Source organism: Kosakonia sp. HypNH10 (assembly GCF_029850615.1).
GTDB classification, from domain to species: Bacteria; Pseudomonadota; Gammaproteobacteria; order Enterobacterales; family Enterobacteriaceae; genus Kosakonia; species Kosakonia cowanii.
The window spans coordinates 82919-108666 of the sequence record NZ_JAOTIU010000003.1 but is presented as its reverse complement, the minus strand read 5'-3'; the positions used below and the strand labels follow the sequence as shown (position 1 = coordinate 108666).

25 protein-coding genes are annotated in these 25748 nt (G+C 56.3%); 10 read left to right on the top strand and 15 right to left on the bottom strand.

Annotated features, from left to right (window positions below; all coding sequences use genetic code 11):
• Positions 1 to 9: 9 nt before the first annotated feature.
• Both proQ and N7V53_RS09935 read right to left on the bottom strand, forming a co-directional pair.
• Complete coding sequence (gene proQ, locus N7V53_RS09940) at positions 10 to 705, bottom strand: RNA chaperone ProQ (protein WP_023480122.1); 696 nt, start codon at positions 703 to 705, stop codon at positions 10 to 12.
• 96 nt (positions 706 to 801) lie between these two features.
• The gene (locus tag N7V53_RS09935; protein ID WP_034813241.1) at positions 802 to 1299 is read right to left on the bottom strand and encodes a GAF domain-containing protein; all 498 of its coding nucleotides are present in this window, start codon (positions 1297 to 1299) and stop codon (positions 802 to 804) included.
• A gap of 131 nt (positions 1300 to 1430) precedes the next feature.
• On the opposite strand from N7V53_RS09935, the gene yebS reads away from it, so the two are divergent.
• From yebS to N7V53_RS09910, 5 genes are all read left to right on the top strand, one after another.
• Complete coding sequence (yebS, locus tag N7V53_RS09930) at positions 1431 to 2714, top strand: membrane integrity lipid transport subunit YebS (protein ID WP_124968062.1); 1284 nt, start codon at positions 1431 to 1433, stop codon at positions 2712 to 2714.
• Positions 2683 to 5316 (top strand): PqiB family protein, encoded by a 2634-nt coding sequence (locus tag N7V53_RS09925; protein WP_279793249.1) that lies wholly within the window; start codon positions 2683 to 2685, stop codon positions 5314 to 5316. The genes yebS and N7V53_RS09925 overlap by 32 nt, the downstream gene beginning before the upstream one ends.
• Before the next feature lie 77 nt (positions 5317 to 5393).
• The gene (gene rsmF / locus N7V53_RS09920) at positions 5394 to 6833 is read left to right on the top strand and encodes a 16S rRNA (cytosine(1407)-C(5))-methyltransferase RsmF (RefSeq protein ID WP_279793248.1); all 1440 of its coding nucleotides are present in this window, start codon (positions 5394 to 5396) and stop codon (positions 6831 to 6833) included.
• A gap of 114 nt (positions 6834 to 6947) precedes the next feature.
• Positions 6948 to 7187 carry a YebV family protein gene (locus N7V53_RS09915; protein ID WP_023480127.1) on the top strand — a complete coding sequence of 80 codons (240 nt, stop codon included), beginning with the start codon at positions 6948 to 6950 and terminating at the stop codon, positions 7185 to 7187.
• Positions 7188 to 7292: 105 nt separating this feature from the next.
• Entirely contained in the window at positions 7293 to 7484 is a 192-nt protein-coding gene (locus N7V53_RS09910) for a YebW family protein (protein ID WP_023480173.1), read from the top strand.
• Here N7V53_RS09910 and pphA read toward each other — a convergent pair whose 3' ends face one another.
• The 4 genes from pphA to yobA all read right to left on the bottom strand — a co-directional run bounded on the left by pphA (position 7485) and on the right by yobA (position 10238).
• Positions 7485 to 8129 (bottom strand): protein-serine/threonine phosphatase, encoded by a 645-nt coding sequence (pphA, locus tag N7V53_RS09905; protein ID WP_279793245.1) that lies wholly within the window; start codon positions 8127 to 8129, stop codon positions 7485 to 7487.
• Positions 8130 to 8629: 500 nt separating this feature from the next.
• Positions 8630 to 8974 (bottom strand): YebY family protein, encoded by a 345-nt coding sequence (locus tag N7V53_RS09900; protein WP_023480140.1) that lies wholly within the window; start codon positions 8972 to 8974, stop codon positions 8630 to 8632.
• Positions 8975 to 8992: 18 nt separating this feature from the next.
• Positions 8993 to 9862: a copper homeostasis membrane protein CopD gene (gene copD / locus N7V53_RS09895; RefSeq protein ID WP_279793243.1), complete on the bottom strand. Its 870-nt coding sequence runs from the start codon at positions 9860 to 9862 to the stop codon at positions 8993 to 8995.
• Between the two features lies 1 nt (position 9863).
• Entirely contained in the window at positions 9864 to 10238 is a 375-nt protein-coding gene (gene yobA, locus N7V53_RS09890; RefSeq protein WP_023480070.1) for a CopC domain-containing protein YobA, read from the bottom strand.
• A gap of 136 nt (positions 10239 to 10374) precedes the next feature.
• On the opposite strand from yobA, the gene N7V53_RS09885 reads away from it, so the two are divergent.
• Positions 10375 to 10605 carry a DNA polymerase III subunit theta gene (locus N7V53_RS09885; RefSeq protein ID WP_034813210.1) on the top strand — a complete coding sequence of 77 codons (231 nt, stop codon included), beginning with the start codon at positions 10375 to 10377 and terminating at the stop codon, positions 10603 to 10605.
• Positions 10606 to 10616: 11 nt separating this feature from the next.
• On the top strand, positions 10617 to 11279 hold the full coding sequence (exoX, locus tag N7V53_RS09880; RefSeq protein WP_023480129.1) for an exodeoxyribonuclease X: 663 nt from the start codon (positions 10617 to 10619) through the stop codon (positions 11277 to 11279).
• On the opposite strand, the gene ptrB is transcribed toward exoX, so the two are convergent.
• From ptrB to N7V53_RS09860, 4 genes are all read right to left on the bottom strand, one after another.
• Positions 11280 to 13334 carry an oligopeptidase B gene (gene ptrB, locus N7V53_RS09875; RefSeq protein ID WP_279793242.1) on the bottom strand — a complete coding sequence of 685 codons (2055 nt, stop codon included), beginning with the start codon at positions 13332 to 13334 and terminating at the stop codon, positions 11280 to 11282. It abuts the gene before it with no gap.
• A 79-nt stretch (positions 13335 to 13413) separates the two neighbouring features.
• Positions 13414 to 14079: a tellurite resistance TerB family protein gene (locus tag N7V53_RS09870; RefSeq protein ID WP_279793563.1), complete on the bottom strand. Its 666-nt coding sequence runs from the start codon at positions 14077 to 14079 to the stop codon at positions 13414 to 13416.
• A 92-nt stretch (positions 14080 to 14171) separates the two neighbouring features.
• Positions 14172 to 14522, bottom strand: a complete 351-nt coding sequence (yebF, locus tag N7V53_RS09865) for a protein YebF (protein ID WP_279793241.1) — start codon at positions 14520 to 14522, stop codon at positions 14172 to 14174.
• A gap of 58 nt (positions 14523 to 14580) precedes the next feature.
• The gene (locus tag N7V53_RS09860) at positions 14581 to 14919 is read right to left on the bottom strand and encodes a YebG family protein (RefSeq protein ID WP_279793240.1); all 339 of its coding nucleotides are present in this window, start codon (positions 14917 to 14919) and stop codon (positions 14581 to 14583) included.
• Positions 14920 to 15047: 128 nt separating this feature from the next.
• Here N7V53_RS09860 and purT point away from each other — a divergent pair, with 128 nt between their 5' ends.
• Positions 15048 to 16226 carry a formate-dependent phosphoribosylglycinamide formyltransferase gene (purT, locus tag N7V53_RS09855; protein ID WP_279793239.1) on the top strand — a complete coding sequence of 393 codons (1179 nt, stop codon included), beginning with the start codon at positions 15048 to 15050 and terminating at the stop codon, positions 16224 to 16226.
• Positions 16227 to 16289: 63 nt separating this feature from the next.
• Here the strand turns inward: purT and kdgA are convergent, their stop codons facing one another.
• From kdgA to zwf, 3 genes are all read right to left on the bottom strand, one after another.
• Entirely contained in the window at positions 16290 to 16931 is a 642-nt protein-coding gene (gene kdgA / locus N7V53_RS09850; RefSeq protein WP_279793238.1) for a bifunctional 4-hydroxy-2-oxoglutarate aldolase/2-dehydro-3-deoxy-phosphogluconate aldolase, read from the bottom strand.
• Positions 16932 to 16967: 36 nt separating this feature from the next.
• Positions 16968 to 18779 (bottom strand): phosphogluconate dehydratase, encoded by a 1812-nt coding sequence (gene edd, locus N7V53_RS09845; RefSeq protein WP_279793237.1) that lies wholly within the window; start codon positions 18777 to 18779, stop codon positions 16968 to 16970.
• A gap of 231 nt (positions 18780 to 19010) precedes the next feature.
• Positions 19011 to 20486, bottom strand: coding sequence for a glucose-6-phosphate dehydrogenase (zwf, locus tag N7V53_RS09840; RefSeq protein WP_023480117.1), 1476 nt, complete (start codon positions 20484 to 20486; stop codon positions 19011 to 19013).
• Between the two features lie 342 nt (positions 20487 to 20828).
• On the opposite strand from zwf, the gene N7V53_RS09835 reads away from it, so the two are divergent.
• A complete protein-coding gene (locus tag N7V53_RS09835; protein WP_023480183.1) occupies positions 20829 to 21698 on the top strand; it encodes a MurR/RpiR family transcriptional regulator in 870 nt (289 codons plus the stop codon).
• 122 nt (positions 21699 to 21820) lie between these two features.
• Positions 21821 to 23263, top strand: a complete 1443-nt coding sequence (gene pyk, locus N7V53_RS09830; protein ID WP_023480062.1) for a pyruvate kinase — start codon at positions 21821 to 21823, stop codon at positions 23261 to 23263.
• Between the two features lie 52 nt (positions 23264 to 23315).
• Here the strand turns inward: pyk and lpxM are convergent, their stop codons facing one another.
• Both lpxM and mepM read right to left on the bottom strand, forming a co-directional pair.
• On the bottom strand, positions 23316 to 24287 hold the full coding sequence (lpxM, locus tag N7V53_RS09825; RefSeq protein WP_023480137.1) for a lauroyl-Kdo(2)-lipid IV(A) myristoyltransferase: 972 nt from the start codon (positions 24285 to 24287) through the stop codon (positions 23316 to 23318).
• 126 nt (positions 24288 to 24413) lie between these two features.
• Positions 24414 to 25739 (bottom strand): murein DD-endopeptidase MepM, encoded by a 1326-nt coding sequence (gene mepM, locus N7V53_RS09820; RefSeq protein WP_023480075.1) that lies wholly within the window; start codon positions 25737 to 25739, stop codon positions 24414 to 24416.
• Between the last annotated feature and the right edge of the window lie 9 nt (positions 25740 to 25748).

Genomic DNA, 25748 nt, shown 5'->3' with positions numbered 1-25748 from the left:
GCCTCCGTTTCAGAACAAGAGATGTTCTGCGCGTACAATCATCGACATACCCGAGCTAAGCTGTACGCGAACGCCGTCTTTAGTGATTTCAAGCACGGTTGCGCTCATCGCGTTATTACCCGCTTTCACTTTCAGGTCCTGACCCACGCTCAGCACGGAGATATCAGAAACTGGCGTATGGCGCTCTTCCTGCTGCGGTGCGCGTTCGCGCTGCGGTTTAGCCGCCGGCTTATCGGCGCGAGGCTTGCGTTGTTCTGCGCCCTCTTTACGGCGCGGAGCCGGACGAGGTTTGCGCTCACGACGCGGTGCGTCTTCCTGACCAGCAGCAGCGGCAGCTTCACGTTTTTTGGCTTGCTGTTCAGCGCGTTGCGCCTGAACACGGGCTTTCGCTTCTTCAAGCTGCTTGCGGGCATGCTCAACGTGTTGCTCATCCAGCACGCCACAGGCGTTGCCGTCGAGATCGACACGCGTCGCGCCAGCTTTGATACCGTACAGGTAACGCCAGCTCGAAGTATAAAGACGTAAAGCGGAACGAAGCTGGGTTTTACTGAGATTCATCTCACCCTCAACACGCGCCACTAAATCCTGAAAGATACCGATTTTCAGGGGGCGTGCCTCGCCTTCAGCACTGAAACAGTGAGGGAAACGTTCGGCCAAAAAAGCGATCACTTCTTTACTGCTATTCAACTTAGGTTGATTTTCCATGAAATTTCCTGATTACAACGGACGTTGCCAACAAGCGCAGGCATGAACAGGCGTCATTATAATGACGCTAACAGTAAATGCTACGTTATCCGTTGATTATCCTGCGACTGTCGCAAAGAATTTTTGATAATCGGTTGCCGCAAGGCACTGTTCCAGATGAGAAACCAGCTCGCGCAGGCCCTTTTCATCCTCTTCGCTAAAGCGCGAAAATTCGACGCTATCGATGTCCAGCACGCCAATGATCTGACCACTTACTGTGATCGGCAGCACAATTTCAGAGTTGCTGGCCGCATCGCAGGCGATATGTCCGTCAAATTGATGAACGTCTTCAATCCGCTGCACACGGTTTTGCGCGACCGCGCTACCACAGACACCGCGCCCGACAGGAATGCGAACACAGGCGATTTTGCCCTGGAACGGCCCTAACACCAGCGTGTCGCCCTCCAGTAAATAGAAACCGGCCCAGTTGACCCCATCCAGACGTTCAAACAGCAGCGCGCTGGTATTCGACAACGTCGCTAAAAAACTGGTTTCACCTGCCATTAATGCCTGAAAATCGCGGTTTAAATCCGCGTAAAACTCTGCTTTGTTCATTATCCAACCACTTTGGTGTCTTACTGAGTAAACGGCTAAGCCTAATAAAATAAGCATTAAATGCGTTGATGCTCAAGATGTTCTCATCATGAGTTAATATAGATGCATCTAACCCTTTTCTGATCCGGCCGATGGCACTAAAGATACAACACATTTCGCTTAACAAAAAAATTGCGATCCATCATGTCGGCGAAGCTTTGCCACGGGCACATTATCAGCGCTGCCCGCAATGCGATACGCTTTTTGCGTTACCGGTTATGAAATCGCACCAAAGTGCATTTTGTCCCTGCTGCGATGCCAAGATCCGCGATGGACGCGACTGGTCATTAACCCGTCTCGCTGCTATGGCGGTGACGATGCTGATGCTGATGCCTTTTGCCTGGGGCGAACCGCTGCTCCACTTTTACCTGCTGGGCGTGCGTATTGATGCCAACCTGCTGCAGGGGATCTGGCAAATGACCGCCCAGGGCGATGCGCTTACCGGGGCGATGGTGCTCTTCTGTACCGTTGGCGCGCCGCTGGTGCTGGTTAGTGCAATCGCCTATTTATGGTTCGGCAACCGGCTCGGGATGAATCTGCGCCCGGTTTTGCTGATGCTTGAGCGCCTGAAAGAGTGGGTGATGCTCGATATCTATCTGGTAGGGATTGGCGTCGCCTCAATCAAAGTGCAGGATTACGCTTACCTGCAGCCCGGCGTCGGCCTTGTTGCCTTTGTGGCGTTAACCATTCTCAGCGTGATGACGCTTATCCATCTGAACGTTGAGCAGTTGTGGGAGCGTTTTTACCCGCAGCGCCCGGCTAAGCGCCCCGACCCGCAACTGCGTGCCTGCCTCGGCTGCCACTTCACCGGCTTGCCTGATGCTCGCGGCAGATGCCCGCGCTGCCATATTCCGCTGCGGTATCGCCGCCGACACAGCCTGCAGAAGTGCTGGGCGGCGCTGATTGCCTCGATGATTTTTCTGCTGCCCGCTAACCTGCTACCGATTTCGGTGGTCTACATCAACGGTTCGCGGCAGGCCGATACCATTATGTCGGGCATTATTTCACTCGGTAATAGCAATATCGCCGTGGCGGGAATCGTTTTTATCGCCAGTATTCTGGTGCCGTTTACCAAGGTGATCGTACTGTTCACTTTGCTGGTCAGTATTCATTTCAAATTTGAACAGGGGCTACGCACTCGCATCCTTCTTCTGCGCTTTGTGACCTGGATTGGGCGCTGGTCGATGCTCGATCTGTTTGTCATCTCGCTGACAATGTCACTGATCAATCGCGACCAGCTTCTCGCCTTTACTATGGGACCCGCTGCGTTTTATTTCGGCGCGGCGGTTATTTTGACTATTCTTGCTGTGGAATGGCTGGACAGCCGCTTACTTTGGGATGCACATGAGTCAGGAAAACCACGCTTCGCCGACTGAAGCGCGCATTAAAACAAAACGACGCATTTCACCGTTCTGGTTGCTGCCGGTGATCGCTTTGCTGATCGCCGGCTGGCTGGTCTGGAGTAGCTATGAAGATCGCGCCAACACTATCACCATCGACTTTATGTCCGCTGACGGCATCGTCGCCGGACGTACGCCCATTCGCTATCAGGGGGTGGAAGTCGGGACGGTGCAGGATATTAGCCTGAGCGACGATCTGAAGAAGATTCAGGTGCGCGCCAGCATCAAAGCCGATATGAAAGATGCGCTACGCAACGAAACGCAGTTCTGGCTGGTGACGCCGAAAGCGTCGCTGGCGGGCGTCTCGGGGCTGGATGCGCTGGTCGGCGGTAACTATATCGGTATGATGCCAGGCAAAGGTGAACCGCAGGATCACTTCACTGCCCTCGACACGCAGCCGAAATACCGCCTCAATAATGGCGATTTGATGATTCATCTGCACGCACCGGATCTTGGTTCGCTCAACAGCGGCTCGCTGGTCTATTTCCGCAAGATCCCCGTTGGCCGCGTTTATGATTACGCCATCAACAAAAATAAACAGGGCGTCACAGTAGATGTGCTGATTGAGCGCCGTTTTACCAATCTGGTGAAAAAAGGCAGCCGCTTCTGGAATATCTCGGGTGTGAAAGCGGACGTCGGTCTGAGCGGGGCGAAAGTGGAGCTGGAGAGCCTGGCTGCGCTGGTTAACGGCGCTATTGCCTTCGACTCGCCGGATAACTCGGAACCGGCGTCAGTCGATGATGAATTTGGCTTATACAAAGATTTGGCCCACAGCCAGCGCGGCGTGATCATCAAGCTCGATCTGCCGGGCGGTCAGGGGCTGAAAGCCGGCTCAACGCCGCTGATGTATCAGGGGCTGGAAGTGGGCGAACTGACAGACATCACCCTTAATCCGGGTGGCAAAGTAACCGGTGAATTGACCGTCGATCCGGGTGTCGTCAATCTCCTGCGTGATAATACGCGCATTGAGATGCGCAACCCGAAAGTCTCGCTAAGCAATACCAATCTCAGCTCGCTACTGACCGGCAGCACGCTGGAGCTTATTCCCGGCGAAGGCCAGCCGCGCGATCAGTTCGTTGTGCTGCCCGCGGATAAAAATCTGCTGCAGGAGCCGGGCGTCATCACCCTGACGCTCACCGCGCCGGAGAGTTATGGCATCGATGCCGGGCAGCCGCTGGTGCTGCACGGTGTGCAGGTCGGCCAGGTACTGGAGCGTAAGCTAACCAACAAAGGCGTCTCGTTTGCCGTTGCCATCGATCCGCAATATCGCGATCTGGTGCATGGCGACAGCAAGTTTGTGGTCAACAGTCGCGTAGATGTGAAGCTGGGGCTGGATGGCGTGGAATTCCTCGCCGCCAGCGCCAGTGAGTGGATCAGCGGCGGCATCCGCATTCTTCCGGGTGATAAAGGGGAGATGAAACCCACCTACCCGCTCTTCGCCAACCTTGATAAAGCGCTGGAGAACAGCCTTAGCGATCTGCCTACCACCACCCTGACGCTGACGGCGGATACCCTGCCGGATGTGCAGGCGGGATCGGTGGTGCTCTATCGTAAATTTGAAGTGGGTGAAGTGATCACCGTGCGTCCGCGCGCCAATGCCTTTGATATCGATCTGCATATCAAGCCGGAGTATCGCAACTTGCTCACCGCCGACAGCGTCTTCTGGGCGGAAGGCGGCGCGAAGGTGCAGCTTAACGGCAGCGGATTAACGGTGCAGGCTTCGCCCCTTTCGCGCGCGATCAAGGGTGCCATCAGCTTCGATAACCGCAGCGGTGCGGGTGCGCGGTTGCGTAAAGGCGATAAACGTATCCTTTACGCCTCAGAAACCGAAGCGCGCGCCGTCGGCGGCAAGATCACTTTGCATGCTTTCGACGCCGGCAAGCTGGCAGAAGGGATGCCGATTCGCTACCTCGGCATCGATATCGGCCAGGTGCAGGAGCTGCATCTGCTGACGGATAAAAACGAAGTGCAGGCCAGCGCCGTGCTCTATCCGGAATATGTGCGCAACTTCGCCCGCGCCGGATCGCGCTTCTCGGTGATCACGCCGCAGATCTCCGCCGGTGGTGTTGAACATCTCGACACTATTTTGCAGCCCTATATCAACGTCGAGCCTGGGCATGGCGATGCGCGCCGCGATTTTGAGCTCGCCGAAGCGACGATTACTGATTCCCGTTACCTTGATGGGTTGAACATTGTGGTTGAAGCGCCGGAAGTGGGTTCAATGAATATCGGCACACCGGTGCTGTTCCGCGGTATTGAAGTGGGAACGGTGACCGGCCTTGCGCTGGGTACCCTCTCCGACCGCGTGATGATCGCCATGCGCGTCAGTAAGCGTTACCAGCATCTGGTGCGCAATAACTCGGTCTTCTGGTTAGCCTCCGGTTATACGCTGGACTTTGGCCTGACCGGCGGGGTTGTGAAAACCGGCACCTTTAATCAGTTTATTCGCGGCGGGATCGCCTTTGCGACGCCACCGGAAACGCCGCTGGCCCCGAAAGCGCAGCCGGGCAAACACTTCCTGCTGCTGGAGAGCGAACCGAAAGAGTGGCGACAGTGGGGTACCGCGCTGCCACGTTAACCTGAGTGCTCCGGCGTGCCCGCGCCGGAGCCTTTATGCTACACTGCGCGCCTCTTTTTTTCCTTCTGGGGCGCCCCGTGGCTCAAAACGCTGTTTACCTTCCTGAAGAATTTCTCGCCCAGATGCGCCTGGCGATGCCTGAGCATCTCGATTTTGATGAGTTTATTGCCGCCTGCCAGCGCCCGCTGCGCCGCAGTATTCGCGTCAATACGCTGAAAATTTCCGTCGATGACTTCCTTTCGCTGGTCGCGCCCTATGGCTGGCAGTTAACGCCGGTGCCATGGTGCGCGGAGGGTTTCTGGATCGAACGCGACGAGGAGGAGAGCCTGCCTTTAGGCAGCACGGCGGAACATCTGAGCGGCCTGTTTTACATCCAGGAAGCGAGCTCAATGCTACCCGTTGCCGCGCTGTTTGCCGGAGAAGCGATGCCGCTGCGCGTGATGGATGTCGCCGCCGCGCCGGGATCGAAAACCACGCAGATTGCCGCCCGCATGGGGAATCAGGGTGCCATCCTTGCGAATGAGTTCTCTGCCAGCCGGGTAAAAGTGCTGCATGCGAATATCAGCCGCTGTGGCATCCAGAATGTGGCGTTGACCCATTTCGACGGCCGCGTGTTTGGTGCTGCGTTACCCGAAATGTTTGACGCCATTCTGCTGGATGCGCCCTGCTCCGGCGAAGGGGTGGTGCGCAAAGATGCCGATGCGCTGAAAAACTGGTCCCACGCCAGCAACCTGGAGATTGCCGCCACCCAGCGCGAGCTTATCGACAGCGCCTTTCATGCCCTGCGCCCTGGCGGCGTGCTGGTCTACTCCACCTGCACGCTGAACCGCGACGAAAACGAAGCCGTCTGCCACTGGTTAGCGCAGCAGTACCCTGATGCCGTTGAGTTCGAACCGCTCGGCAAGCTGTTCGAGGGCGCAGAGCAGGCGCTGACGGCAGAGGGCTTTCTGCATGTCTTTCCGCAAATTTTTGACTGCGAAGGGTTCTTCGTCGCCCGCCTGCGTAAAACCGCAGCGGTAGAGCGCTTACCGGCCCCGACCTACAAAGTTGGTCAATTTCCGTTTGCGCCGCTGAAGACGCGCGAAAGCGCTGCCGTCACCGCCGCAGCGGCTGAGGTCGGCTTACGCTGGGGTGATTCTCTGCGTCTGTGGCAGCGTGATAAAGAGATCTGGTTATTCCCTGCCGCCATTGAAGATCTGATCGGAAAAGTCCGCTTTTCCCGCCTCGGCATGCGCCTCGCGGAGACCCATAACAAGGGCTATCGCTGGCAGCATGAGGCGGTGATCGCCCTGGCAGGTGATAACAATCCGCTGGCCTTTGAGCTGACGACAGAGGAAGCGGAAGCGTGGTATCGCGGCCGCGATATTTACCCGCAGGCCTTGCCAGCCGGGGATGAAGCGATTGTGACCTTCCAGGGGCAGGCGCTGGGGCTTGCGAAAAAAGTGGGGTCACGGCTGAAAAACAGCTATCCGCGCGAGCTGGTGCGCGACGGTCAGCTTTTCGCCGGCAAGGCGTGACGGAGCGCATAAAAAACGCATTTTTTGACTGGCGACTTTCCGGCTGTTGTACCAGGCTGAAATGTGGGCGGCTTTACTGGTCGTACCACATTTTAACGATCGACGGAGAGCATTATGACGAAAACCAGCGTGCGCATTGGCGCATTCGAAATCGATGATGCCGAGTTGCAGGGAGAGAGTCAGGGTGAGCGCAAACTGCATATTCCATGCAGTTCAGACCCCGATTTATGTATGCAGCTTGATGCCTGGGACGCGGAAACCAGCATTCCTGCGATCCTTAACGGCGAGCATTCTGTCCTTTATCGCGAACATTATGACGAGCAGTCTGATACCTGGATCATGCGTCTTGCCTGATCCTATGGGAACCCGTCCGTGAGACGGGTTATTTACCTGCCTGATTTCCCCTGCCCCCATTCATCCCCTACACTTATCGTTACGTTGTACAGAACCGAGGATGGAATGTTCGCGCTGGTCTTATTTGTTTGCTACCTGGACGGTGGATGTGACGACATCGTGGTTGATGTCTTTAATAGTGAGCAACAGTGCCTGGCTGCGATGGACGATCAGCGTATGCGTCACGGCGGTTGTTTTCCCGTAGAAGATTTTATCGATGGCTTCTGGCATCCGGCGCGCGACTATAGCGACTTTTAACTACTGCAATTGCACCAGCGTTAACTCACCGCCGAACACCGCGCCGGTGTCGATATAGTGCTGGTTATGGGCATCGAAGCGCGTTTTTAGCGGCGTATGCCCGAACCAGAACTCATCCGCCCCCATAATGCGCTCCCCTTTCCCGCACAGAAGCTGGTTAAGCCGCTCCCGCCGCCACAGCACCGACTCGCTATCCACCTCTTTTTGCCAGCCATACTCACTCGCCGGATAATCGGCGTGCGCAATGACATTCAGCCCGCCGGACGTCTGAAGCTCGAGAATATAGGGTAACTGTTCACATTTGCGTAGAGCATCAAGCGCCTGCTGTTGCTCCTCTTCGCTAAGCTTTGCAAACCAGCCGCCGCCGTTCATCTGCCACAGCGTGCGGTTGTTTTCCCGCAGGGCGTCGATGGCCATCTGTTCATGATTGCCACGGACGGTGATAAACCAGCGTTGATTAAGCAGCGCAAGGCACTGCAAACTCTGCGGGCCCCGGTCAATCAGGTCACCGACGCAGATCAGTAGATCCTCATAAGGGTTGAAGTGACGCTCCCGCAGCGCCTGCATTAAGCGTTGATAGCAGCCGTGCAGATCGCCGACCAGCCAGATATGCCGCCACTGCGCGCCGTCGATACGTTGATACATAATCACTCCCCCTCTTTTCAGTATAGAAAACAGGCGACGTACTCCCCCTGAACGATTGAAGGTTTTGAGAGTAGCGTTGCGAAAAAGGCATGAAGTTGTCAGTTATCTGCCTGAGAAGGAGGGGCAGTCCGCTGCAATTCATCAATGACAAAAATAGCTAGACGCTCGTATAGCGGGTTATGTTATGGTTTGCAGCGAATATGATGTTTTCGGGAAACTCTCGCTAAAAACGCCATATTCCAGAGAGATAAAAAAAGACCGAATACGATTCCTGTATTCGGTCCAGGGAAATGGCTCTTGGGAGAGAGCCGTGCGCTAAAAGTTGGCATTAATGCAGGCTAAGTCGCCTTGCATCTTAAGAATATAGATGACGACACCAGCTTTTCCAGTCCGCGACAAATGTGGTCAGAAAAATCCGGTAATTGTCACGTTTATCATAAAAAAACGCAGGCGGTGTTAACCGGACCTGCGTTTTTTTATGCTGGATCAGGCGATTTTCATCAGCCCGTGCAGAGGGATTTTGCGCGCTCGATAAAGGGGGCGAGGCTCATTTTCTGGCCGGGATGGTCTGGGTCGTCAACCTGAATGATGCTGATCGGCTGACCGGTGCTTTTACCGCTGTCGACCTGCTTCTGCGCGATATCATTGAGCGGATACTGCACCAGCGTACTGGGATTGATGGCGAACAGGGCATTGCCCGGTCGGCAGGTCAGCATTATCTCTTCGCGATTGAAGGCCCATTTCTCTTTGCCAACCTCGAACCGGCTGACGGTTATCACCTGCGGCGCAGCCAGCGCGGCGGCTGAGCTGGTCAGCATTAATACTGCAATCACACTCTTTTTCATTCTTTTCACCAGATTTATTCAAAAAGGCTCCCAGGTGGCAAACAGGCTTACCGCCGCCAGCACCAGCGCACCGATTATCAATTCTGCCCGGGTTAACGTTATAAAGCGCTGCCGCGCACTTATATCGCCCAGGCTCAAGCGTGGCACCAGAACATACCGGTTCACAAGCGCGATTGCCACCATCAACGCGACAAGCGCACATTTGAGCAACAGCATGCGCCCCCAGGCGCTTTGCCACGGCCACGCCAGCCCCTGAATCAACACGGCATTAACCATGCCGGTAAGGATAACGCCCGCCACCGCCAGGTGACCATAACGGGAGAAGCGCATCATCGCGCCAATAGCCGCAGGCTGGCTCCCCTCACGCGTCAGCTGCATGCAAAACAGCACCGGCAGCAGGCCGCCCAGCCACATCGCCCCGCACAGCAGATGCAGCGCATGGTTAAGGTGTTGCAGCACACCGGGCACCCCTTCGCGCATCGCTGCGTGACCGAGACCTGCGGCCAGCAGAAACTGCAGCGTCGTTAACAGCAGCAGCTTTCTTTGCTGCGCTGGCTGCAACAGCCCGGCAAAGAGGGTCAGTAGCGCGAGGAAGATTTGCCAGGCCAGCAGCGAGCCTGCTTGCGTACCGACAACCGCGCGCCATATCGCGGGCTGCCACACCTCCGGCCAGCCGCCAGCCATCATCCCGCCCTGCACCGCATAGAGCAACAGCGCGCTCAATGCTGTCAAAATCAGGCAGACGCGCTGTAGCGGCAGGAAGTGTTGGGTGAGTGTCCGGCGCAGATCGTGCGGGGCCAGCCAGGCGCTGAACAGCGCGCTGCCAAATAACAGCATCAGGGCGGCGAAGTGGAGAAAGCGCAGCCCGACAAAGAGCGATGACAGCATGTTACTTCACAGAAAAGCTGTATTGCCCGTGAGTTTTATGGCCGTCGACCGAGACCACATGCCAGCTGACGGTGTACTTACCGGAAGTCAGGGGCTGTTCAAGCGGCACAATCATCTGGGTCTTATCCTTTTCGTTGCGCTTTACCGCCCCGGTTTTGATCGGCTTCTGCTGCGCGTCTGTCACTTTAATGCCGCTAAACGCAGGCTCAATCCCTTCTGAAAAGTTGAGCGTTAATGCCTGCGGTGCCGCCGTCACATCGGCATCCGCAGCCGGGTACTGCCCTTTGAGGTGGGCATGCGCCAGCACCGCCGGGGCGACAAAAAGTGTGGTAATGAGGGCAAAAGCGCGTAAGCGCTGCGTCGGGGAGATAAGCATAGAATCATTCCTTTTTGTTATGCATACGATATAGAGGATAAACCTGTACAATAGTTGAGTCGAGTCTCATCGCCGCCACGCTTGTCTTTCTGCGACAGCCTTAGTAACTTTTGCCGCCTGAACTGAGGAGAACTTTATAATGACCAATCTTGCGCAGCTCGAACAAGAAGAGATGGATAAGGTGAATGTCGATCTGGCCGCCGCGGGCGTTGCCTTCAAAGAGCGCTACAATATGCCGGTGATTGCCGAAGCGGTTGAGCGCGAACAACCCGAACATCTGCGCGGATGGTTTCGCGAGCGTCTGATTGCCCACCGGCTGGCCTCCGTCTCGCTCTCTCGCCTCCCCTATGAGCCGAAAGTGAAATAATGGAGCCGACTATGTTACGTGTTATCGATACAGAAACCTGCGATTTGCAGGGAGGTATCGTCGAGATCGCTTCGGTGGACGTGGTCGACGGGAAAATCGTGAACCCGCAGAGCCACCTGGTTCGCCCGGATCGCCCCATCAGCCCGCAGGCGATGGCCATCCACCGCATCACAGAAGCGATGGTCGCAGATCAGCCCTGGATCGAAGAAGTTGTCCCCTATTATCACGGCAGCGAGTGGTATGTGGCACACAATGCCAGCTTTGACCGCCGCGTGCTGCCAGAGATGTCCGGTGAGTGGATCTGCACCATGAAGCTGGCGCGTCGTTTATGGCCGGGGATCAAATACAGCAATATGGCGCTCTATAACTCGCGCAAGCTCAGCGTAGAAACGCCTGCCGGTCTGCATCACCACCGCGCGCTCTATGATTGCTATATCACCGCCGCCCTGTTGATTGACATTATGCAGGTCTCTGGCTGGACAGCGGAGCAGATGGCCACCATCACCGGACGCCCGGCGCTGATGACCACTTTTACCTTTGGTAAATACCGCGGCAAACCGGTTGCCGAGATCGCTGACCGCGATCCGGGCTACCTGCGCTGGCTGTTTAACAACCTTAACAGCATGAGCCCGGAGCTGCGTTTAACGCTCAAACACTACCTTGGCGAGGGGTAATTACCCTTTGCCGGGCAGCGTCCCCTGCGCCAGCGCGATCAGAAACGCGTACTCCAGCGCCACGCCTTCATAGGATTTAAAACGCCCCGATTTACCGCCGTGCCCGGAATCCATATCGGTGCAGAGCAGCAGCAGATTATTGTCGGTCTTATATTCCCGCAGTTTCGCCACCCATTTTGCCGGCTCCCAGTACTGCACCTGCGAATCATGCAGGCCGGTGGTCACCAGCATATGCGGATAGGGGTGCGCGCCAATATTGTCGTACGGGCTGTAGCCTTTCATATAGTGATAGTAAGCCTCATCCTGCGGATTACCCCACTCCTCGAACTCGCCGGTCGTTAAGGGGATCGACTCATCGAGCATGGTGGTCACCACATCGACAAAGGGCACCTGGGCGATCACGCCATGGTAGAGAGAGGGACGCATATTGATCACCGCGCCCATCAGCATGCCGCCCGCGCTGCCGCCCATCGCATAGCAGTATTGTGGCGAGCCGTAGCCCTGCTCCAGCAAACTGTCGGTAACGTCAATAAAGTCATTGAAGGTATTTTGCTTTTTAAGGAACTTGCCCTCTTCGTACCAGGCATGCCCCAGCTCGCCGCCGCCGCGAATATGCGCTATCGCGCAGACAAAGCCACGATCCAGCAAGCTCAGGCGGCTGCTGCTAAAGTCGGCATCAATACTCGCCCCGTAGGAGCCGTAGCCGTAGACCAGCAGCGGGTTTTCGCCTTTGCGAAAATGGTTGTGGTTGTATACCAGCGAGACGGGCACTTCCACGCCGTCCCGTGCCACCACCCAAAGATGCTCACTGCGATAGTCGCTCGCATCAAAGCCCGCCACTTCCGTCTGCTTCAGCACGCGCCGCTCGCCGGTGTCCATATCGAGCTCAAACAGAGTATCTGGCGTGGTCATTGAGGAGTAACCGTAGCGCAGCCGCGAGGTTTCCGGCTCGGGATTGTAGGCAAGCCAGGTGACATAGGCGGGGTCGTCAAAGGCGATGCCGATCACCTCCCGGGTTTTACGGTTGATCTGCCGCAGGCTTGTCAGACCACGCTGTCGCTCTTCAACCACCAGCCAGTCGGTAAACAGCGTGAAGCCTTCCAGCATAATGTGATCGCGAGCGGGGATTAGCGCTTCCCAGCGCCGCTCATCGCGCACTTTGGTGCGATAGAGGCCGAAGTTTTTGCCATCGCGGTTGGAGCGCAGATAGAAGGTGTGCTGGTAGTGATCGAGGCTGTACTCATGCTCTTTGCGCCGCGGTAAAAAGCAGAGCGGCTGCGCATCCGGCAGTTCGGCGTCGAGCAGCAGCACTTCGCTGGTGGTGGCGCTGGCAAGGTGAATGGTGATGTAGTGCTGCGAGGTAGTTTTGCTCAGCCCTACATAAAAGGTGTCATCTTTCTCTTCGTAGACCAGCTCATCCTGCTGCATCGGCGAGCCGACCGTGTGCCGCCAGACCTGGTAAGGCAGCAGCGTGGTGGCATGTTTACGCACGTAGTAGACGGTCTCGGAGTCGTTCACCCAGACAAAATCTGGCGAGACGTTATCCAGCACCTCCGGATACCAGTTGCCGGTCTCCAGATTGCGAAAACGTAACCCATACTGCCGCCTTGAGAGGAAATCCTCCGCCAGCGCCATAATGGTGTTGTCGGGCGAGATGTCGAGGCCACCCATGGTGTAGAACTCGCTGTGCGAGGCGCGCTGGTTGGCATCCAGCAGAGTGATCCACTCATCCCATTCGGAACTGAGCATCGACTGGCGCTGATAGATGGCGTACTCATTGCCCGGCTCATAAATGTGCCGGTAACGATAGCCGTTACGGATATAGGGCGCGGAGACTTCGCGCTGAGGAATACGGGAGATGATCTCCTGCAGCAGGTCATCCTGCAGGGCTTGCTGGGAGGCCATCACCTCCCGTCCGTAGTCATTCTCCTGATGCAGATAATCAAGCACCTCTGAGTGGGAGCGCGTGTCGTCCCGCAGCCAGTAGTAATTATCGACACGGGTATCGCCATGAACGGTCATGGCGTGGGGGATCTGTTTTGCTTTCGGCAACATAGCACTTATCTTTTTTCTGTTTTCCATACCTATAAGGGTGGCAAAACAAACGCGCGTTGCAAGCGAAACGTTGGAGCACTCAGGATGTAAGGGCGCGTTTTTGCTGCTGAAGATCCTCCTCGATGCCTTCACGGACGTCCTGCGGCACCTTCAGCGCATCGCCCAGCGCGTTAAGATAGCTGCGCTCCATAAAGTGATCGATGTCGATAACCGCACAGCTGAGGAAGTAGAGCTCCAGCGCCTCCTCCTCATTTTTGACCCCCTGCGCCAGCCGCGCCGGATCAAGAGGCTGCTCCAGCGCTTTCGCCACCAGCTCGCGCCCCTGGTCTTCAATGCCCGCTTCGCGCAACTGCGGCTCGATTGCCGCCTGCTCCTGCTCATCAATATGACCGTCGCTTTTCGCCGCAAAGACCAGGGCCAGAATCAGGCGCTCGGTGCGCACATCCAGCGGCGACTGCTGCTGCCCAAACTGCGGCTCATCCTGATGGGTTTCGCGAATACGATCTTTATATTTATTCCACAGCACCGTACCAGCAACCGCCCCGCCGCCCACCAGCAGCGCGCCCGTGCCATATTTGGCGAGCAATTTGCGTGATGATTTATTGGCAACCAGCAGACCGGCAAGGCCGCCCAGCGCTCCCGGCATCAGAAGTTTATTTAGCCCCTGTCCTTCTGAGGAGGATGAGGTCGACGCACCGCCTTTCTGACCCAGCAGCGACTGTAATTGATTTAACCAGTTCATAATTTTCCCTCGCTTAAGCTCTGTTGTCAGGCAAGAGTAAGCGAGGGGGATGTCAGGAAGTGTCTGTATCTGGAAAGATCAGGAAAATTTCGGCGCTACGACTGCGGTTTGTACTCCGCGCTGCCTGCCGGACAGTCGACCATTACGCGGTAATGTATATCCGCGCTTTTACCCCGCACGGTGAGCGGCACCGTCCACTTATCACCTTTGCCAGTCACCTCTTGCGGATTAACCCATACCACAGGATCCGCCTGACCAATTTTTTTCTGATCGTCTGCCCAACGCACAATGCGGTTTTGCAGATAGTCGCGCTTAACGCTGGCGGAAATGCCCTCAGCGTTAAGCCCTTCACAGGAAGGAAACTTCACCACCTTCTCTGTGGCGGCATGAGCCGCCATACTGCCCGCCAGCAAAAACAGACCGGTTGCTACCCCTGCTATTTTCATGCTTATCTCCTGGTTAATACCCATTCAAAGCATGGTACAAATTGCTGGCGGTGCAAGATCAGGCGACTTTCGCTCGCTTGCTGGCGCTTTTAATATCGACTGCGTCAGAGGACTCATCCTCAGCGGATTTTGCCGAGGGCGCATCCTCTTCGCTCTCTGTGCCGGGGAGTTTGCCGGATTTCAGAATGCCGTTAAGGGCATCTTTTTGCTCGGCGAGCCACATCGCCATGCGTTCACGGGTCTCCTCTTCCAGAGCTACCGGACCGGTGCCTAACCAGTCGCCCAGCACTTCAGCCAGGTCGAGCATTTTGTCGTAAGCATCGGCTTCCTTTTTGCTGGCAAAAGACATTTTTTCCTCACCTTCGCGAATGACTACGTATTTAACTTCTACCGCCATGATGCAGCCTCGTTTTACTGTGTATTTGTACAGTATAATAGCGCGATGAAAAAACCACCGCAAGTGAAAAAGACAGACGCAAACGTTTTCGTTATACTGCGCCCACTTTTTTCTAATGGTACTTCGCTATGACTCTTTTAGGAACTGCGCTGCGTCCGGCAGCCACGCGTGTGATGTTATTAGGCTCAGGCGAGCTGGGCAAAGAAGTGGCTATCGAATGTCAGCGGCTCGGTATCGAAGTGATTGCGGTTGACCGCTATCCTGACGCGCCCGCGATGCAGGTGGCACACCGATCCCATGTGATTAACATGCTGGATGGCGAAGCGTTAAAAGCGCTGGTTGCCGAGGAGAAGCCGCACTTTATCGTGCCGGAGATCGAAGCCATCGCCACCGATGCGCTGATTGAACTGGAAGCGGCCGGTCAGCGTGTGGTTCCCTGCGCGCGCGCCACAAAACTGACCATGAACCGCGAAGGGATCCGTCGCCTCGCCGCTGAAGAGTTGCAGCTCCCTACTTCAACCTACCGTTTTGCCGATAGCGAAGAGAGCTTCCGCCACGCGGTGAACGAAATTGGCCTGCCTTGTATCGTCAAGCCGGTGATGAGCTCCTCAGGTAAAGGACAGAGCTTTATTAAATCCGCCGACCAGTTAGCAGCAGCGTGGGCCTATGCGCAACAGGGCGGTCGCGCCGGTGCTGGTCGCGTGATTGTCGAAGGCGTGGTGAAGTTTGATTTTGAGATCACCCTGCTGACCATTAGTGCGGTAGATGGTGTCCACTTCTGCGCGCCGGTGGGTCACCGCCAGGAGGAGGGTGATTATCGTGAGTCCTGGCAGCCGCAGCAGATGTCGGCGACCGCACTTGCGCGCGCTCAACAGATTGCCCGTGAAGTAGTGCTGGCGCTCGGCGGATATGGCCTGTTCGGCGTCGAACTCTTTGTCTGCGGCGATGAGGTCATTTTCAGCGAAGTTTCTCCGCGCCCGCACGACACCGGAATGGTGACGCTGATTTCGCAGGATCTCTCCGAGTTTGCCCTGCATGTGCGCGCCTTTTTAGGCCTGCCGATTGGCGCGATCCGCCAGTACGGCCCGGCCGCCTCTGCGGTGATTTTGCCGCGCCTGCATAGCCAGAATGTCACCTTTGATAATCTGCACCACGCCGTTGATGCAGGTGTGCAGCTGCGCTTGTTCGGCAAGCCGGAGATTGAAGGATCGCGCCGTCTGGGCGTGGCGCTGGCGGTGGCTGAGAATGTGGAGAGTGCGGTCGCCCGCGCCGTGGCCTCAGCTAACGCGGTGCAGGTCAACGGATAAAAAAAGCCCGGTGCGCAGTGCGTCCGGGCTTGTTATCAGGCGGGTTTCATACCCGCCTGCTGATTACTGCTTCGCACCTTCAACGGCTTCGCGCGCCAGTTTGGTGATGCGATCGTAATCGCCTGCTTCCAGCGCGTCGGCCGGAACCAGCCAGGAGCCGCCGATGCAGAGCACGCTTTTCAGCGCCAGGTAGTCGCGGTAGTTAGCCGGAGAGATGCCGCCGGTCGGGCAGAAACGCACCTGGGAGAAGGGGCCGGCAATCGCCTGCAGCGCTTTGGTGCCGCCATTCGCTTCCGCCGGGAAGAATTTGAACTCTTTCAGGCCGTAATCCATGCCCAGCATTAGTTCAGAAACGGTGCTGATCCCCGGGATCAGCGGAATGGTGCCTTCGGTGGCGGCTTTCAGCAGCGGCTCGGTCAGGCCCGGGCTGATGGCGAACTGCGCGCCCGCTTCAGTCACTTCCGCCAGCTGCTGCGGATTCAACACGGTGCCAGCGCCGATAATGGCGTCAGGAACTTCTTTTGCAATGGCGCGGATAGCGTCAATCGCGCATGCGGTGCGCAGCGTCACTTCCAGGACACGAACGCCACCTGCAACCAGCGCTTTCGCCATCGGAACAGCGTGCTCCAGTTTGTTTACCACGATCACCGGTACAACCGGGCCGGTTTTCAGGATGGCTTCTGCACTTGTTTTCCAGTTTTTCATCAATCTTTTCTCTCGCCAGAATAAAATCTTGTCGTCTTAAAAAGTGATACAGGTTGCGCCCTGCTCTGCGCCGGAGAGCTTCTCTCGCAGCGCGCCGAACATTTCACGGCCTGTGCCCACGCGCATCGCGCTAAGGTCAGGAATATGCGGCTGACGTGCGGCAAGTTCGTTGTCAGCAACCAGCAGGGTCAACTCACCTGTCTGCCCGTTAACCCGGATAATGTCGCCATCACGCACTTTTGCCAGCAACCCACCGTCGTAAGCTTCAGGTGTCACATGGATTGCCGACGGCACTTTACCTGATGCCCCTGACAGCCGTCCATCGGTAACTAAGGCAATTTTGAAACGGCGGTCCAATAATACACCAAGTGGCGGCATCAGTTTATGTAATTCTGGCATGCCATTGGCTTTCGGCCCCTGGTGACGAACCACCACCACGCAATCACGATCCAGCAAACCAGCCTCAAAGGCCGGTAACACGTCATGCTGGCTCTCAAACACTACCGCAGGCGCTTCAATAACCTGGTTCTCCACCGGCACGGCGGAGGTCTTCATCACCGCGCGCCCAAGGTTGCCGCTCAGCACTTTGGTGCCGCCATGCTGCGAGAACGGTTTATCAATGGTAGCGATAATCGAATCATCCAGCGACGCCGCCGCGCCTTCACGCCAGTCGAGCTCGCCATTGTTGAGCCACGGCTCCTGGGTGTAGCGCGTCAGACCGAAACCGGCCACCGTATTCACCTCTTCATGCAGTAAACCGCCCTTCAGCAGTTCACGCATCAATACCGGTACACCGCCCGCCGCCTGGAAGTGGTTGATGTCTGCCGGGCCGTTCGGATAGAGACGGGCAAGCAGCGGCACCACTTCAGAGAGTTCGGAGAAGTCATCCCAGTTGATGATAATGCCTGCCGCGCGCGCCATCGCCACCAGGTGCATAGTGTGGTTGGTGGAGCCGCCGGTTGCCAGCAGGGAGACGATACCGTTAACCACCACTTTTTCATCGATCATTTTGCCGAGCGGCATCCACTCGTTGCCGTTGCCGGTCAAACGCGTTACCTGGCGGGCAGCGGCTTCAGTCAGCGCTTTACGCAGCGGTGCATCCGGGTGAATAAAGGAGGAGCCGGGCAGCTGCATGCCCATAAACTCAATCACCATCTGGTTAGTGTTGGCGGTGCCGTAAAAGGTACAGGTGCCTGGGGCATGATAGGAAGCAGCTTCTGACTCCAGCAGCGCCATGCGATCGACTTTACCTTCCGCGTAGAGCTGGCGAATACGCACCTTCTCTTTGTTAGCCAGGCCGCTCGCCATCGGCCCTGACGGCACAAACAGCGCGGGCAAGTGACCAAACGACAGTGCCGCCATCGCCAGCCCCGGGACAATTTTGTCGCAAACGCCAAGATAGAGCGCGCCGTCGAACATATTGTGAGAGAGCCCCACCGCGGCGGACATGGCGATCACTTCGCGGCTCAGCAGCGACAGCTCCATCCCATCCTGACCCTGCGTCACGCCATCGCACATTGCCGGTACACCACCCGCCACCTGGCCGACCGCATTCACCGAGTGCAGCGCTTTGCGAATAATGTCGGGATAGACTTCATATGGCTGATGCGCAGAGAGCATGTCGTTGTAGGAGGTGATGATGGCGATGTTGTTGCGCAACATACTTTTTAGGGAGGCTTTATCCTCAGGCTGGCAGGCGGCAAAACCGTGCGCCAGGTTACCGCAGGCGAGCGTCGAACGACGCACGGTATTGCTTTTGGCTTGCTCAATGCGCGCCAGGTAGGCTGAGCGGGTTTCGCGTGAACGTTCAATAATGCGATTTGTTACGCGTAACATTACTGGATTCATAGAGGCTCCTGAAATTTATCTGTTCGGGTACACCGCGCTAACCGTGTTTTTCATTATGCGTAACAAGCTGAAAACACCAGAGCGCCGCGCCCCAAAGGCAAAATCACTGCAGCCAGTGTAATAAAAAAAGCCCCGCTGGTGAATCCAGCAGGGCTTTGAAAAAGAAAAATTGTTCGCAGAGCTGTGTTAGATCATGTTACCGGTAAAATTGCGCAACATGGGCCCCTATGCTTACTCGAACTCGTTCCAGGAACGGCCATCACGGGTGATCATCGCAACCGAGGCTACCGGGCCCCAGGTGCCGGCCTGATACGGTTTCGGTGAGTCGTTATCCGCAGCCCAGGCTTCGGTAATGGAGTCGACCCATTTCCACGCCTCTTCCACTTCATCGCGGCGTACAAACAGCGCCTGAATACCGCGCATCGACTCCAGCAGCAGGCGCTCGTAAGCGTCCGCCAGATGGGTCTCATTGAAGGTTTCGGAGTAGCTCAGATCAAGCTTAGTGGTCTGCAGATTGTGTTTATGATCCAGCCCCGGCACTTTATTGAGGATCTGGATATCCACCCCTTCATCCGGCTGCAGGCGAATGGTCAGCTTGTTCTGCGGCAGCTCCTGCCAGGACTCTTTAAACAGATTGAGTTCCGGGTTTTTGAAGTAGACCACCACTTCTGAACATTTGGTTGGCAGACGTTTACCTGTGCGCAGATAGAACGGCACGCCCGCCCAGCGCCAGTCGTCGATATCCACGCGGATCGCGACAAATGTTTCGGTATGGCTCGACTTGTTCGCGCCCTCTTCTTCCAGGTAGCCCGGCACTTTCTTGCCCTGGGCGAAACCGGCGGTGTACTGACCGCGTACGGTTTTTTCACGCACGTTGGTACGATCGATACGGCGCAGGGATTTCAGCACCTTCACTTTCGCGTCGCGAATACTGTCAGCAGTGAGATCGGACGGCGGTGACATCGCGATCATGCAGAGCACCTGCAGCAGGTGGTTCTGGATCATGTCGCGCATCTGCCCGGCCTGGTCGAAATAGCCCCAGCGCCCTTCGATACCCACCTCTTCCGCAACCGTGATCTCCACATGATCAATCGTGCGGTTATCCCAGTTATTGACGAACAGGGAGTTGGCAAAACGCAGCGCCAGCAGGTTGAGCACCGTCTCTTTACCGAGGTAGTGGTCAATACGGTAAACCTGGCACTCTTCAAAATACTCGCCTACCTGATCGTTGATCTGACGGGAGGTCTCAAGGGAGTTACCGAGCGGTTTCTCCATCACGACGCGAGCCGGTTTGGCGTTAAGTTTCGCGGCGCCCAGCCCTTTACAGATAGCACCAAAGGTATCCGGCGGCATCGCGAAGTAGTTGATGGTGGTACGGTTTTTCTGATCCAGCATCGCGCCGAGGCGTTTGAAAGCGGGAGTGTCGTTAACATCGAGATTGCAGAAATCGAGACGACCGCTCAGCTTGTCCCACAAGCTCTCGTCGATCTTCTCTTTCATAAAGGTTTCGAGCGCTTCACGGACCACTTTGGTGTAGGCTGCTTTATCCCAGTCGGCACGGCCGACCCCGAGAATCCGCGTCTCATCATGAATTTGACCGGCTTTTTCCAGCTGGTACAGGGAAGGCAGCAATTTCCGGCGTGCGAGATCGCCTTTCGCGCCGAAAATGACCAGGTCACACGCCTGGGCTGTTTGGACTACCGCCATGTCACTCTCCTCAGTTAGCTATCCTGAAGCTGTCATCCGCTTCAGTTGTAATTTTATTACACTGCACTGTACTGCTTTTACGTAATTCCCGAAACTATCAGGCCTTGTCAGGAAGTGCGTTATTGGGTTGTCATGAAAAATGCGCATATTTGCGCCGTTTGCGCGGCTTATTTGCCCACCAGCCGCTGGCGAAAATCCGACTCTGATCATGTTATGAAAAAAAACAACAACATTTCAGCGTATCACTTACCTTTCTACCCTGCGCAGGCGTAATATCGACGCAAACTGCGTAACGATTCGCGCAATCAGTGTAATCGTTTCACCAGGAGCGCATTAACGCCTATGAATATGCTGGAAAAAATCCAGTCCCGACTGGAACACCTTAGCAAATCAGAACGAAAAGTCGCGGAAGTGATCCTCACCGCGCCGCAGCTGGCTATCCACTCCAGCATCGCCGCGCTTGCGCAACAAGCGGAGGTCAGCGAACCGACGGTAAACCGCTTTTGCCGCAGCCTCGATACGCGCGGCTTTCCTGACTTTAAACTGCATCTGGCCCAGAGCCTCGCCAACGGCACGCCCTATGTTAATCGAAATGTCGATGAAGATGACAGTGTAGAAGCCTACACCGGCAAAATCTTCGAGTCGGCGATGGCAAGCCTCGATCATGTGCGTCAGTCCCTTGATATGGCAGCGGTTAATCGCGCCGTCGATCTGCTGACGCAGGCGAAAAAAATCGCCTTCTTCGGTCTGGGCTCTTCCGCGGCCGTCGCCCACGATGCGATGAACAAGTTTTTCCGCTTCAACGTGCCGGTGGTCTACTCCGATGACATTGTGCTGCAACGCATGAGCTGTATGAATTGTAGCGATGATGACGTCGTTATGCTGATTTCCCACACCGGTCGCACAAAAAGCCTGGTGGAGCTGGCGCATCTGGCGCGTGAAAACGATGCCATGGTGATTGCGCTGACCTCAGCGGGCACGCCGCTGGCGCGCGAAGCAACCCTTGCTATCACGCTGGATGTCCCTGAAGATACAGATATCTATATGCCGATGGTGTCCCGGCTTGCGCAACTGACGGTCATTGATGTGCTGGCGACCGGATTCACTTTGCGCCGCGGGGCGAAATTCCGGGATAACTTGAAGCGAGTCAAAGAAGCGCTCAAAGAATCGCGCTTTGATAAGGAACTGCTTATCAAAGACGATAATCATTAATAGACCATAACAAAAACGGTAGTTACTTACGCTATTCGGTTAGCGGCCCTGCCTGTCACGGCGCGCGTAACCCGAATTCATGTTCACGCAACACCTCGTTATTTCAGTCAACGGAGTATTACATGTCCAGAAGGCTTCGCAGAACCAAAATCGTCACCACTTTAGGCCCGGCCACCGACCGCGATAACAACCTCGAAAAGGTTATCGCTGCTGGCGCTAACGTGGTGCGGATGAACTTCTCACACGGAACACCGGAAGATCATAAATTACGCGCGGACAAAGTGCGTGAGATTGCGGCAAAACTGGGACGTCATGTTGCTATCCTTGGCGATCTACAAGGACCGAAGATTCGCGTCTCCACCTTTAAGGAAGGTAAGGTTTTCCTTAACATCGGCGACAAATTCCTGCTCGACGCTAACCTTGGCAAAGGTGAAGGCGATAAAGAGAAAGTCGGTATCGACTATAAAGGCCTGCCGGCTGACGTGGTACCGGGCGACATCCTGCTGCTGGATGATGGTCGCGTGCAGCTCAAAGTGCTGGACGTTCAGGGCATGAAGGTGTTCACCGAAGTGACCGTCGGTGGCCCGCTCTCTAACAATAAAGGCATCAACAAACTGGGCGGCGGCCTCTCTGCAGAAGCGCTGACCGATAAAGATAAAGCGGATATTGTGACCGCCGCGCTGATTGGCGTCGATTATCTCGCCGTCTCCTTCCCGCGCTGCGGGGAAGATCTCAACTATGCACGTCGTCTGGCGCGTGATGCAGGTTGTGATGCGAAGATTGTCGCCAAAGTTGAGCGTGCGGAAGCGGTGTGTAGCCAGGATGCGATGGACGATGTGATCCTCGCCTCCGACGTAGTGATGGTTGCCCGTGGCGACCTCGGCGTTGAAATTGGCGACCCGGAACTGGTCGGCATCCAGAAAGCGCTGATTCGCCGTGCGCGCCAGCTGAACCGTGCGGTGATCACCGCCACGCAGATGATGGAGTCGATGATCACTAACCCGATGCCGACCCGCGCAGAAGTGATGGACGTAGCGAACGCCGTGCTCGATGGCACCGATGCGGTGATGCTTTCAGCGGAAACCGCTGCCGGGCAATACCCTTCTGAAACCGTTGCCGCGATGGCGCGCGTCTGCCTGGGCGCAGAGAAGATCCCGAGCATTAACGTCTCCAAGCACCGTCTCGATATTCAGTTCGACAATGTCGAAGAGGCGATTGCCATGTCAGCGATGTATGCCGCTAACCACCTGAAAGGCGTTACGGCGATCATCTCAATGACTGAATCAGGGCGTACCGCGCTGATGACCTCGCGTATCAGCTCCGGCCTGCCGATTTTTGCCCTCTCCCGCCACGAGCGCACTCTTAACCTGACAGCACTCTATCGCGGCGTGACGCCGGTCTATTTCGACAGCCATAACGACGGCGTTGCTGCGGCTAACGACGCGGTGAACCTGCTGCGTGATAAAGGCTACCTGCTCTCCGGCGATCTGGTGATTGTGACCCAGGGTGACGTGATGAGCACCATTGGCACCACCAACACCACGCGTATTCTGACCGTCGAATAAAGGATTGCTCACAACGCAAAAGGCCTCTCACAGTGAGAGGCCTTGTTTTTGGCTATTTCTTTTTGTAGAGCTCTTTGCGCTTATAGGGCTCGATCTCGCCCGGCTTGCGCGTTTTCAGCAGCTTCAGGATCCAGGTGTACTGCTCCGGATGCGGGCCGACAAAGTTCTCCACCTCTTCATTCATCCGCCGCGCAATGGTGGTGTCATCCGCCGTCAGCAGATCGTCCATCGGCGGGCGCACCAGAATCGTCAGGCGGTGCGTTTCGGCATCGTAAACCGGGAACAGCGGCACCACGCGGGCGCGGCACACCTTCATCAGGCGACCAATCGCCGGCAGCGTCGCTTTGTAGGTGGCGAAGAAGTCGACAAACTCGCTCTGCTCGGGGCCGTGATCCTGATCCGGCAGATAGTATCCCCAGAAGCCGTTGCGTATTGAGTGGATAAAGGGCTTGATGCCGTCATTGCGCGCATGCAAGCGGCCACCGAAACGCAGGCGCACCTTGTTCCACATGTAGTCGAAAACTTTGTTGCCCTGATTATGAAACATCGCCGCGATGCGCTTGCCCTGCGAAGACATCAGCATTGCCGGAATATCAACACCCCAGGCATGGGGCACAAGGAAAATGACGCGCTCATCGTTGCGGTGCATTTCGTCGATAATCTCTTTGCCCTGCCACTCAATACGGGAGGCAACTTTTTCCGTGCCGCGCAGCGCCATTTCAGCCATCAGCACCATCGCCTGCGGTGCGGTAGCAAACATATGATCAATGATCGCTTCGCGCTCGGCTTCACTCTTTTCCGGGAAGCAGTAGTAGAGGTTAATCTGCGCACGACGACGGGCGCTTTTTCCGCGTCGTCCGGCAAAACGTCCCAGTTTCGCCAGAAGCGGATCGCGAACAGAGGGCGGGATCAGGGCGACGCCGGCAAAAGCCAGCACCCCAAGCCAGGCGCCCCAGTGACGCGGATGGCGAAACTCGCCCTCAAACTGAGGAATGTATTCACTGTTATTTTTTTTCGTTTCCATGCATCGTCCGCTGGTCAAAAATCTCAACAAGATAAGGGGATAGTGTAGCGATGCGTTATCTTTCGCACAAAAGTAAAAGCCGATGCTAAGCAAGCACCGGCTTTGAACGCCTGATTATTACGCGAATTACTCCAGTCGCAGCTGAGGTAATACCTCTCTCACCTGTGCCAGGTAATCCTTACGATCCGAACCGCTCAGCCCTTCCGTTCTTGGCAGTTTGGCGGTCAGTGGGTTCACGGCCTGCTGGTTGATCCATACTTCATAGTGCAGATGTGGCCCGGTGGAGCGCCCGGTGTTGCCCGAGAGCGCGATACGATCGCCACGTTTCACTTTCTGCCCCGGTTTCACCAGCAGCTTACGCAGGTGCATGTAACGCGTGGTGTAGGTGCGCCCGTGGCGGATAGCAACATAGTTACCCGCCGCACCGCTGCGCTTCGCAATCACCACTTCACCGTCACCGACGGCCAGCACCGGCGTGCCCTGCGGCAGAGCAAAGTCGACGCCTTTGTGCGGCGCAACGCGCCCGGTGACCGGATTAAGGCGACGCGGGTTGAAGTTAGAGGAGACGCGGAACTGCTTCGCGGTCGGGAAACGCATAAACCCTTTCGCAAGGCCGGTGCCGTTACGATCGTAGAACTTGCCATCTTCGGCACGGAACGCGTAGTAATCTTTACCGTCGGAGCGCAAACGCACGCCGAGCAACTGGCTCTGCTCCTGCTTGCCGTCAAGCATCTCACGGGACATCAATACTGAGAACTTATCGCCTTTTTTCAGTTTGCGGAAATCCATTTGCCACTGCATCGCTTTGATAACGGCGCTGATTTCGCCGCTGCTCATGCCGGCCTCTTTCGCACTGGCAACAAAACTGCCGCCGACGGTGCCGTTCATCATCTTATTGACCCAGTCGCCCTGCTGCATCTCGCTGGACATCTTGAAGCCGTTTTCGGTGCGGTCATAGGTGCGGGTTTCGCGGCGTGACATCTCCCACGTCAGACGCTGTAAATCACCATCAGCGGTCAGCGTCCAGGAGAGCTGTTGGCCGATTTTCAGATTACGCAGCTCTTTATCCGCGGCGGCAAGCTGGCTGATGTTGCCCATATCAATGCCGTACTGGTTCAGGATGCTGCTGAGCGTATCGCCGGTCGAGACAACATATTCGTGCACACCAGCTTCGTTGGCGGTTTTCTCGTCCAGCTCATCTTGCGGAATATCGTCAACATCATCCGCCGTGGACTGGTCGATAGGTTCACTGGCTTCAGGCAGCAGCGAGCGGATTTCGCTTTTAGGCAGCTCGATGGCTTTGACAATCGGCGCGTTATTTTCGGGGTGATAAACGTAGGGCCGCCAGACGGCGACCGTGAGGGTCAGTACGGTGAGCGACCCCAGCATCACGCGATGGGGTCGCGGCAAATTGTTAAATGCCAGGGCGACAGAGCGGGCTATCTGTTGCACGTGTTCACT

Coding starts and splice junctions, on each gene's coding strand:
- proQ (WP_023480122.1), bottom strand. CDS start 705: ATGGAAAATCAACCTAAGTTGAATAGCAGTAAAGAAGTGATCGCTTTT.
- exoX (WP_023480129.1), top strand. CDS start 10,617: ATGTTACGTGTTATCGATACAGAAACCTGCGATTTGCAGGGAGGTATC.
- N7V53_RS09835 (WP_023480183.1), top strand. CDS start 20,829: ATGAATATGCTGGAAAAAATCCAGTCCCGACTGGAACACCTTAGCAAA.
- N7V53_RS09860 (WP_279793240.1), bottom strand. CDS start 14,919: ATGGCGGTAGAAGTTAAATACGTAGTCATTCGCGAAGGTGAGGAAAAA.
- N7V53_RS09925 (WP_279793249.1), top strand. CDS start 2,683: ATGAGTCAGGAAAACCACGCTTCGCCGACTGAAGCGCGCATTAAAACA.
- ptrB (WP_279793242.1), bottom strand. CDS start 13,334: ATGTTGCCGAAAGCAAAACAGATCCCCCACGCCATGACCGTTCATGGC.
- edd (WP_279793237.1), bottom strand. CDS start 18,779: ATGAATCCAGTAATGTTACGCGTAACAAATCGCATTATTGAACGTTCA.
- N7V53_RS09915 (WP_023480127.1), top strand. CDS start 6,948: ATGACGAAAACCAGCGTGCGCATTGGCGCATTCGAAATCGATGATGCC.
- lpxM (WP_023480137.1), bottom strand. CDS start 24,287: ATGGAAACGAAAAAAAATAACAGTGAATACATTCCTCAGTTTGAGGGC.
- pyk (WP_023480062.1), top strand. CDS start 21,821: ATGTCCAGAAGGCTTCGCAGAACCAAAATCGTCACCACTTTAGGCCCG.
- purT (WP_279793239.1), top strand. CDS start 15,048: ATGACTCTTTTAGGAACTGCGCTGCGTCCGGCAGCCACGCGTGTGATG.
- pphA (WP_279793245.1), bottom strand. CDS start 8,129: ATGTATCAACGTATCGACGGCGCGCAGTGGCGGCATATCTGGCTGGTC.
- kdgA (WP_279793238.1), bottom strand. CDS start 16,931: ATGAAAAACTGGAAAACAAGTGCAGAAGCCATCCTGAAAACCGGCCCG.
- N7V53_RS09935 (WP_034813241.1), bottom strand. CDS start 1,299: ATGAACAAAGCAGAGTTTTACGCGGATTTAAACCGCGATTTTCAGGCA.
- yebF (WP_279793241.1), bottom strand. CDS start 14,522: ATGAAAATAGCAGGGGTAGCAACCGGTCTGTTTTTGCTGGCGGGCAGT.
- N7V53_RS09900 (WP_023480140.1), bottom strand. CDS start 8,974: ATGAAAAAGAGTGTGATTGCAGTATTAATGCTGACCAGCTCAGCCGCC.
- zwf (WP_023480117.1), bottom strand. CDS start 20,486: ATGGCGGTAGTCCAAACAGCCCAGGCGTGTGACCTGGTCATTTTCGGC.
- copD (WP_279793243.1), bottom strand. CDS start 9,862: ATGCTGTCATCGCTCTTTGTCGGGCTGCGCTTTCTCCACTTCGCCGCC.
- yobA (WP_023480070.1), bottom strand. CDS start 10,238: ATGCTTATCTCCCCGACGCAGCGCTTACGCGCTTTTGCCCTCATTACC.
- yebS (WP_124968062.1), top strand. CDS start 1,431: ATGGCACTAAAGATACAACACATTTCGCTTAACAAAAAAATTGCGATC.
- N7V53_RS09910 (WP_023480173.1), top strand. CDS start 7,293: ATGTTCGCGCTGGTCTTATTTGTTTGCTACCTGGACGGTGGATGTGAC.